This is a genomic window from Flavobacterium sp. BFFFF1 (assembly GCF_002256285.1).
In the GTDB taxonomy this organism is placed as follows: Bacteria; Bacteroidota; Bacteroidia; order Flavobacteriales; family Flavobacteriaceae; genus Flavobacterium.
Genome location: NZ_NKJE01000050.1, coordinates 1 through 9,016, shown reverse-complemented (window position 1 = coordinate 9,016; position 9,016 = coordinate 1). Strand labels below are relative to the sequence as shown.

Here is a 9,016-nt window from a genome sequence, read left to right as displayed (position 1 = left end):
CGTTCGTCAACTCTATAAGATTTATCGAAGTGGAGGAGAACAAAACCAATTATAAGTTGACATGAAAACAAAATCAAAGCCCTTTTGTAAAATATTTCATCACGGAAAATCTTTAACTTAATTGGATAAGCCCAAAGAATTATAAAGAGTAAAATTGTGGGCACTAAACTAAACCAATACAAAAAGTGAATCATTTCCAACATTAGTAGTCATTTTTTTAGGTATAGCAGCTAACGTCCGGCGGCTTCACGTCAGTTGCGACTTTTGGAACTGAGTACTCTCGGCTGGACCAAACGAAGTTATGGAAAAAAGAAGTTCAGTTTACACAGAAAGTAGCAATTGCGTGAAACCGCTGTTAGCAGCCGTTTTTAATATACCCGAATTTTTCAATGATTTCTGCGCATTTATCGAATATTGGTTGCTTATATTTTTGATCGATTATATTTAATTCGTTGTCAAGTTTTGCAAGATATTCCTTATTGTAATATTTCCTTTCTTCCCAAATAGGATAACTCATAAAATCATCGTAATAGTTTTCGAAAATTTCCAAATTTATGTTGTCAAGGAATTCGATCTCTTGGATTGCAGGTATTAAATAGGTCATTTTATAACATCCTTTATGAATGTCTATTTGATTTGTATTTATTGCAATTGCATTTGAAAGCATTTTTTTGATTAATCGGATACGTTTTACTCGGTCAAATTCAGTTGACTTTTGTTCCTCAACTTTATTATGTATTTTAAAACCAAATTTAATAGTCTTAAAAAAATAAGTTTTTATTTGTTCAACTATTTTCATTCAAATCATATCGATTTAGGTTCCGGCGCGTTCTAAAATGGCTGCTAACGTCCGGCGGCTTCACGTCAGTTGCGGCTTTTGGAACTGAGTATTCTCGGCGTGGACAAAACGAAGTTATGGAAAAAGGTCGTTCATTTTACAAGGGAAGCAGCAATTGCGTGAAACCGCTGTTATGTGTGGTTTTAATTATTGGAACTTTTTCTTTAAGTCCATTCTGCCGTGCAAGATTCTCACCACTTCGATTTCTTGAGTGCTAATCACAAAATAGAAAATCAAATGTTCGCCAGATTTGTAAGCAAACAAATTATTTGCAATCTGATTATATGATTTTCCAAGATTTGGATTTTCCGCTAATTCCTGGCAGCTATCGATAAGCAATTGATAATATTTGTCGGCTTGCCTTTCTGACCATTCATCAAATGTGTAATCCCAAATATCCGCAAGATCTTCAACGGCCCTGTGTAAAAGATGAAATTTAGCCATTCGCTTTTTTCCTGGCTTTTAATTGTTCAAGAAACTTTTGCGAATCGAAGTTTTCTGCTCTCCCGCTTTTGATCCCTTCCTCGATTGCATTTCTAAGCAGTACAACACGATTTTCTTCTTCTTCCAAAAGACGCAATCCAGCACGTACAACTTCGCTTGCATTTTTGAATCTTCCATGTGCAATCGTATTTTCAACAAAATGTTCGAAATGATTTCCAAGTGATATTGAGGTGTTCTTTCCCATAGCTTTCAGATTTTTGTAAAATTACCAAATTTTGGTAACTTTCCAAATTTCGAGGAACGTTTTTCAAAAATCACACATAACGTCCGGCGGCTTCACGTCAGTTGCGGCTTTTGGAACTGAGTATTCTCGGCGTGGACAAAACGAAGTTATGGAAAAAGATGGTTCATTTTACACGAAAAGTAGCAATTGCGTGAAACCGCTGTTATGCGAGGTTACAATTTATCTGAATATCTTTGCCAAAATCTTTTACATGAAACAGTTTGATATTTACCTTGATGAAACTAAGACAATTTATGCAGACTCGATCCCAACTTTTCCAGATTCAAAAATTTGGGGAAATTTGAGTAACAAATTCGCATTCATTCTATATAGACTTGATTACGACAATAGACTGCTCGAATCAATATTTGAAAAGATAAATACTTACAAAGAGAATTTTAAAAAAAGAAATGGGTTAAATACTCGTGAAACATCTGTTGTTCCATTTATTGAAATTATTCATGTAATTTCAGATTTACGAATGATAACGGATGAAATCATTGCATTACTTTTTATATTAGAAAAGCGCAGTGAAACTGGCGACTATCCAGATATTATCGATATAGATCAAATCGGAACTTTGCTTGATAGACTTGATAAAGGTGAGCAGACGTATCTTCAGTTTTTTCAGTCATACAAAGATTTTTTGAGATTGATTAATGATATAACTAATACGTATAAGCATTCATTTATAAATGATCATGTATTATTTCTTCGTCAACTCGACGTTCCTACAGTTTTCGCAATCAAAAGTGCAAAACATAAGAATAGGAATAAGTTTGACAAAAATGAAAATAAGCTAATTAGCGTAACACTTGAAAATGTCGTGAATGATTTCAATCATATGTTTTTAAATTATCGAACCCTTGTCAAACAAATGGCAAATGAGCAAATACTTAAAGATTATGAAGGTAAAAGACAGCTATGATTTTACGACGCGACTTTAGTAATCTCGCATAACGTCCGGCGGCTTCACGTCAGTTGCGGCTTTCGAAGCTGAGTACTCTCGGCTGGACAAGACGAAGTTATGGAAAAAAGAAGTTCATTTTACAAGAGAAGCAGCAATTGCGTGAAACCGCTGTTACCAGTAGCTACTGTTTAGTTGAACTCTATTCTGTACATTCTGGGGAATTCTTTGTTATAAGTCAATTTGACCGTGTCGCCAATTCGATATTTGTTTTCTTCGTCTGTGTTATAATAAGTAGTATACTCTTCACCATTAACGACATATTTACAATTAATCAACCAATCATTTTTTGATTTTTTTCTATCAAAAACATACCCGTTAACTATTCTACCTTTCAAATTTAGCACTTCATTCTCTCGATATTTTTGAAAAATTGCAGAAGTTGGTCCAATAATTAATATTGATAATGCACAGATTCCTATAATTTTACCTGAACTTAAATTTTGTTTAATGACATTGACCGTTTTAAAAACAAGAAATGGTAAGGCTACAAAAATGAGAGCAAATACTATCCAAATTAACGGCTTATATTTAGGATAAATTATTTCTTTGGGAATAAAATAAATAAAGTATACTAGTGAAGCAAGGAAAATGATCCACTTCACATTTCGAAATTTTCTCGTCATTATTTAAGCGGTTTGTCATGTAGTTACTGGTAACGTCCGGCGGCTTCACGTCAGTTGCGGCATTTGGAACTGAGTACTCTCGGCTGGACAAAACGAAGTTATGGAAAAAGCGGTTACATTTTACAAGGGAAGCAGCAATTGCGTGAAACCGCTGTTAGCAGCAGGCAGAATTATTCATTGTCGTTTGTATCAAATAAATCTAATTGTTGTCTGTCAGCTTCTCTACGTTGTCTATATTTTCTACCTTCAAAAGTTTCAACAGGATTATCGTTTTCAAAATAGGAATTTACCTGGGTAACATCATAAGCTACAGTTTTGATTTGTCCTTCATTATCTATTCTTCTTCGTTGCCTAATAATGCAATTTATGGATGTTCCATTTTTAAATTCTACTTCTCGACTTTGAACCAAATTTTTAAATTCTAATGATTGCATGTTAAAGTTAATGGTTTCACCATTATAAATTCCCATCCATTTGTAATGCCCCTTTTTTAATACAGGCGAAACAATTTCAATAATAGCATCTTCCGTAATAATAGGCTCCAAATCATCTGATAGCAAAATAAACTCCTCAAATGAATTACGGGAAATGAATATCTCAGTAGTTTTGTTTTGATTGTTAATTATATATGAAACTTTTTCGACTTTAGGATATGATTTCAATGACTCGTAATATATAGATTTCTTCTTTTTTATTACTGTATTCTCATTTAGAAATTTAGCCTGCTCCTCACGATCTTCTTCGCGTTGAAGTTTAGAATTCTGCAACTGTAAATTTTTTAATTGTTCCTTTTTAAGGTCTGTATCTAAAGCTTTTTCTTCCTTATCCTCATAAAGTTTTTCAAAAACTTTATCATAAGTTTTCGTGATCGGAGTTGTCAAAAGTATAGTAAGCAGTACTGTTATGACACCAGTGGTGATCGTTGCTTTTCGATTTTCTTCTCGAGTTGCAATTCTAAACCATCTCCGCAAACCTCCGTTTTCAAGTGGAGCTGTTTCAATAAATATTTCTACATCAAATTGTTTTGCTATTTCTTTAACAATTCCAAGCAATTCATATTCACATTTATTTTGAATTAATGCATCCATCAAGTGGCTTTCATCTCCAAACCAGTAGTGAATTTCAAAAGAGTTTTCTTCCATCGTTATTTGTGTTAGGGTTTCCGATCGGCGGACTGCTTGCTGCTAACGTCCGGCGGCTTCACGTCAGTTGCGGCATTTGGAACTGAGTATTCTCGGCTGGACAAAACGAAGTTATGGAAAAAGCGGTTACATTTTACAAGGGAAGCAGCAATTGCGTGAAACCGCTGTTACAGGATGTGGCTGTTTTGAAAATAATTTTTCATTTGAGACGTCTCGCTCCTTGATAGTTTTAAAACTTTAGCAAGATTTTCAAAAGTCATTTTGCCAGATAAATAATAATGAGTTAGGATGTTTTGAATTTTTCCCATGTCATATTCATTAAAAAGTTGAAAAGACGTGGTAATTTTAGTTCCATCGTTCAATTTTAACGAGAGTTCATTTTGAACTCCATTTGATAAAGAAGAAGTAAACCCTTTTCCGTTTCCATTAGGCATCATATAATAGTCGTCATTCACGATAAATAATTCTTTGACGGCAGATAATTCAATTTTATTTTCGCCTATTAAAATAGCGTCATTGCGAAACTCGAGAAAACCTTCAAGTTTGCCGTGCAATTTTTCCGGTTTTGCTATCATGAATAATTTGCGTGCAGTACCTAGTATGAAAATACCAACTGCTATATATGCAAACAGCGCATTTGCTTTTTTTTCTAAATCGCTGTTTATTTTTGAGCAGATGAATGTACAAAACCATAGAAATAGAATTACAATAAGTATCAGTAAGTTCAGATCTATGCGAAATTTTTTAGACTTTATAAAAATATTGAATCGTACCATTTTGTTTATTAAGCTCCGTTCGCATTAGCCATTTCCTGTAACGTCCGGCGGCTTCACGTCAGTTGCGGCATTTGGAACTGAGTACTCTCGGCTGGACAGAACGAAGTTATGGAAAAAGGTGGTTCATTTTACAAGGAAAGTAGCAATTGCGTGAAACCGCTGTTAGCAGCTGGCCAATTATTCTTGTTGAATCCAATTATATTTTCCGTTGTCAAAATATATTACGCCGCCGCCGCAAGATTCCGCTTGATGAATAAAAATTCCATCATTGACAAGTTTAATTTTATCTTTTTCCTGAATTTGATTTTCAGCTATAATGTCACCATTTTCATCAACATTATTTGCATATTTTTCTCCTCTTGGAGCTTTCTCGAATATTCCAACCCAATCAATATCGTCAAAACCTTGCTCTAAAATTTCATTTCCTAATCCTAAAAAGTCAGTTTTACCTTTTCCATAAACTATTTTGAATCCGTACTTTTTGGTTTTTAAACTCTGTACAATTACTACGCTGTCATTTTTAATATCTCCATCGAGGTCACAAATTATAAAGTTGGGATTATGAATTATACTATTTACGATTGTGTCAGGCGCTTTTTGAGTGATATTTTTCGAAGTATTAGTTGTTAATTTGTCACTCTTTTTCAATTGACAACTTATTAAAAAAAGCGAAATTAGAAAGCAAAAATATATTTTCATAGATGTGAATTATGTGCAATTTTGGCGGGCTTGCTGCTAACTATCCAATACACGCAATCACTTTTCACAATCCCCATTCATTCCTGCTGATATACAAAAAAGCGCATTGCGTAAAAAGGTGTTACCACCTGTACCGGTTCCCCAAATATAACCTTTTTTCCCAAAAACAAAACATCATTCCGCAGGGTCAATGCGCAGCAGTCCCGCAAACGTCGCACACCACAGCCTGCCACCCGCATCCAACGCCAGATCCTCAACAACCGTACTCGGGACCTTCGAGTTCTCCGGCGTAAACGTCCCCCACGTCTTCCCATCAAACCGGCAAAGACCCACATTGTGCACACTCAGCCACAGCACCTGCCGCACCTCGTCCACCACAAAATCCTGCACACTGTTGTTCGGGATCATCGCATTCTCCGTATTGATTACCGTCCAAACCCCATCCTTCGACAGCTTCGCCATCGCATTCACCGGATTCTTTTTCTCATACAGCGCAAACCACAACGTCCCATCTTTGTCCTCATAACCCTTCGTGATCGCCGCCTGCTTCAGCGGGTTGTCCGTCCCCTGGAAATCCTCCACCACCGCACCGTCAAACCGCACCGTACCCTTGTCCGTACCCACCCAAAGCCGCTTCCTGCTGTCCACAAAAATCCCCATCACACGATCTGAAGGCAGCTTTGAATTGTCCTTCGTCAGCGTCGTCCACACCTTCCCGTCATATTGGACCAATCCATGGAATCCCTCAAAATACACACTTCCCGCCGCATCGGCATAAATCCCCGTTTGCCACCGCACCGGGCTGTTCAACGAGTCATACACCTGCCACGCCGCGCCATCATAACGCTACACCGCATACCCGCCGGAAAACCATTTGTTATTCTGCGCATCAACCGCCGAGGCCATCACCGTCGTCGTCCGACCCCCATCAGCGTTCGAACCGCGCAGCCCGGAATTCCCTTGGTTAATCACCGTCATCACCCCGTCCTTTACCTGCACAATACCATTGTCCGTACCCTGGAATACCGTCCCGTCCTGGTCAATCGAGACCGACCGCGACATGTCCCACGGCACCTTCGAATTCTGCGTCGTATACACATGAAACAGTTTGTCATTCAGGTTATTCTTATATTTTGACGGGTCGCTGATCTCGACCTTGCCCACAGACAGCATGTTCTTCGTATTCTTGCTGTCAAAATCCCGGAACGAAATTGACAAGTCGCCATCCGCAAACGAAAATACCATCACCCGCGATGAACTCACAGGCTTGCCCTTCTTCACCGCCGCATGCCAGCCAGTCATCGCATTGATCTCGTCCTTCAACCGGAGCTTGCGCACATCAACACCCGCATCATGCTGCAGGCTTTTGACACATTGGTGGCCGGCCGAGTCGATAATGACCTGTACAAAGGCCTTACCGGACATTTTTCGGGCCGACTTTTTAAACACCGAGTTAAAATAGCCCACCAAATCGCCATCATACGACGCTTTCGGGTCGCCGCAGTCCAGGCAAAAGCTAAACCGCGTTTGATGGCAGTCACTAAATTTCTCAGGATACAGATCCTGCGCCTGAAGTGCGGTGAATGCCGACAAAAACAGCACAAACACAATGTATTTTTTCATAAATAAGAATTTAGGAAGTGACGCGTACTGAGTCAGTTCACCCCTCAAAAATAATATTTTTTGAATGCAAATGCAGCAGCGATGTGCTAAATCTAAGCCCCATCAATCAAAATACGCCAGCACCCGCGTCCACCGGTACCGTTTCTGTCCGTTGACTGATTTGGTCTGCGATACCCAATTGCCCTTCGCATCAAACACATAGTCGAAATCAACCGTGGTCGCAACCCCCTTTTCAGTATACACCATATGGGTAGGGAAGGCCGTGTCTGCATACGTATAACGTATCGATACATCACTTTCAGGATACCGCGGCACGGCATACGAAAAACCAATTTTCCGGCCCTGCGCATCATATGCATATGATTTTCGGCAGTTAAGGACATTGTCACGGTCATAATAACATGTTTCCATGAGCAGCCCACCGTCATAAGTATTGATTTCCGTACCGTACAACCCCGCAATGTTGCCGTTATTGAATTCCGGATTGTAGGATTGCGTACAAGTCAGCCTGCCCTCCGCATCATAGTCAAACACCCGGCTAATTTGGTTCCGACCAGTTTTGGTGCGCTTTTGCCTGATTGTTTTCTTCTGCTGTACCCAGACAAAAGGGGAGTAGTTGTAAATTTCTGTTTTCCTCTTTAAGGCGTCGTACGCATAGGTAGTGCCATAATCTGCACCATACCGGTTAAAACGGCGCACCGTGAGGAGGTTGCCAAAAGTGTCGTAGCCATAATTTATTGAAAAGGCCTCTTTAGGATATTCCGAATTCACATAGGATTCCCTAACCAGCGCATTCCGTTCGTCATAGGAGTACGTCTGCACGACACTATTGCCGGCATCGCCAGCTTCTTTTTTCTCCAACAGGTTGCCGCGGTCGTCATACGTGAAGGATGCCACCGAATGCTGGTACGACTGCAGGTGCTGCCTGATGATCCTGCCCTGAGCATCATATTCGTTTACAGTACCCTCCATCACACTTTGGTCCTTGTAATACCAGGCTTCCTCCAACAGCCTCCCGTCAGGGGCAAACGCCTTGTAGTAATTGAGGTAATGAACCCAATGCGTGTCGTACCACCATTGCCTGAACCGTTGCTTCGTATACGCCTCACTTACAAAACCGCTGTGCCCGTAATCGCCTTCTGTCGAAAACAGTTTCAGGTTTTGTATGCTGTCCGTCAGGAAAACCACCTGCTCCCGTATCGACGCGACCTTTCCATAGATTGTATCGGCCGGCTGCGCCAAAACAGCAAAGCGGGGCAGTAACAGCATCAAAAGCAACATCAAAAAAGTCCTCATAGGCATTTGGTTAAGGCATTCCAACAGAAAGACCGGCATCACCCGTACCCCCCTGGGGAGGAGCAAAGCGAAGTTATGAAAATAAGCGTTACGCCCACACCACCGGCAAACGCGATCTTAGAAATTACACGAATGCAAACCCGCTGCCCTGATTTAAATTTAATTTTCTGCATTGGGAACCGATTTCGTGTCCAAAAGAATTCGTCTCGCCATCGATTACAAGGCTTCGCGATTAAATTACAAGGCTTCGCGGTCAAATTACGAGGCTTCGCGGTCGAATTACGAGGCTTCGGGGTCAAATTACAACGCTTCGCGGTCGAAT

At 39.7% G+C, this 9,016-nt stretch carries 11 protein-coding genes; 1 reads left to right on the top strand and 10 read right to left on the bottom strand.

What is annotated here, in order from left to right; genetic code table 11:
• Window positions 1–355 precede the first annotated feature (355 nt).
• From CFE23_RS16180 to CFE23_RS16170, 3 genes are all read right to left on the bottom strand, one after another.
• A complete protein-coding gene (locus CFE23_RS16180) occupies window positions 356–799 on the bottom strand; it encodes a DUF2489 domain-containing protein (RefSeq protein WP_291090353.1) in 444 nt (147 codons plus the stop codon).
• 186 nt (window positions 800–985) lie between these two features.
• Window positions 986–1,282 (bottom strand): type II toxin-antitoxin system RelE/ParE family toxin, encoded by a 297-nt coding sequence (locus CFE23_RS16175; RefSeq protein ID WP_291090350.1) that lies wholly within the window; start codon window positions 1,280–1,282, stop codon window positions 986–988.
• Complete coding sequence (locus CFE23_RS16170) at window positions 1,275–1,526, bottom strand: type II toxin-antitoxin system ParD family antitoxin (RefSeq protein ID WP_291090347.1); 252 nt, start codon at window positions 1,524–1,526, stop codon at window positions 1,275–1,277. The genes CFE23_RS16175 and CFE23_RS16170 overlap by 8 nt, the downstream gene beginning before the upstream one ends.
• 250 nt (window positions 1,527–1,776) lie before the next feature.
• Here CFE23_RS16170 and CFE23_RS16165 point away from each other — a divergent pair, with 250 nt between their 5' ends.
• The gene (locus CFE23_RS16165; RefSeq protein ID WP_291090344.1) at window positions 1,777–2,493 is read left to right on the top strand and encodes a hypothetical protein; all 717 of its coding nucleotides are present in this window, start codon (window positions 1,777–1,779) and stop codon (window positions 2,491–2,493) included.
• 170 nt (window positions 2,494–2,663) lie between these two features.
• Here the strand turns inward: CFE23_RS16165 and CFE23_RS16160 are convergent, their stop codons facing one another.
• From CFE23_RS16160 to CFE23_RS16130, 7 genes are all read right to left on the bottom strand, one after another.
• Window positions 2,664–3,137 (bottom strand): DUF3592 domain-containing protein, encoded by a 474-nt coding sequence (locus CFE23_RS16160; protein WP_291090341.1) that lies wholly within the window; start codon window positions 3,135–3,137, stop codon window positions 2,664–2,666.
• A gap of 191 nt (window positions 3,138–3,328) precedes the next feature.
• Window positions 3,329–4,300: a hypothetical protein gene (locus tag CFE23_RS16155; protein WP_291090339.1), complete on the bottom strand. Its 972-nt coding sequence runs from the start codon at window positions 4,298–4,300 to the stop codon at window positions 3,329–3,331.
• Window positions 4,301–4,467: 167 nt separating this feature from the next.
• The gene (locus CFE23_RS16150) at window positions 4,468–5,076 is read right to left on the bottom strand and encodes a hypothetical protein (protein ID WP_291090337.1); all 609 of its coding nucleotides are present in this window, start codon (window positions 5,074–5,076) and stop codon (window positions 4,468–4,470) included.
• 177 nt (window positions 5,077–5,253) lie between these two features.
• Window positions 5,254–5,724 carry a hypothetical protein gene (locus CFE23_RS16145; protein ID WP_291090334.1) on the bottom strand — a complete coding sequence of 157 codons (471 nt, stop codon included), beginning with the start codon at window positions 5,722–5,724 and terminating at the stop codon, window positions 5,254–5,256.
• 225 nt (window positions 5,725–5,949) lie between these two features.
• On the bottom strand, window positions 5,950–6,573 hold the full coding sequence (locus tag CFE23_RS16140; protein ID WP_291090331.1) for a two-component regulator propeller domain-containing protein: 624 nt from the start codon (window positions 6,571–6,573) through the stop codon (window positions 5,950–5,952).
• Window positions 6,574–6,621: 48 nt separating this feature from the next.
• Window positions 6,622–7,398, bottom strand: coding sequence for a hypothetical protein (locus CFE23_RS16135; protein ID WP_291090328.1), 777 nt, complete (start codon window positions 7,396–7,398; stop codon window positions 6,622–6,624).
• Window positions 7,399–7,500: 102 nt separating this feature from the next.
• Window positions 7,501–8,694 (bottom strand): hypothetical protein, encoded by a 1,194-nt coding sequence (locus CFE23_RS16130; RefSeq protein ID WP_291090325.1) that lies wholly within the window; start codon window positions 8,692–8,694, stop codon window positions 7,501–7,503.
• Window positions 8,695–9,016: the final 322 nt, after the last annotated feature.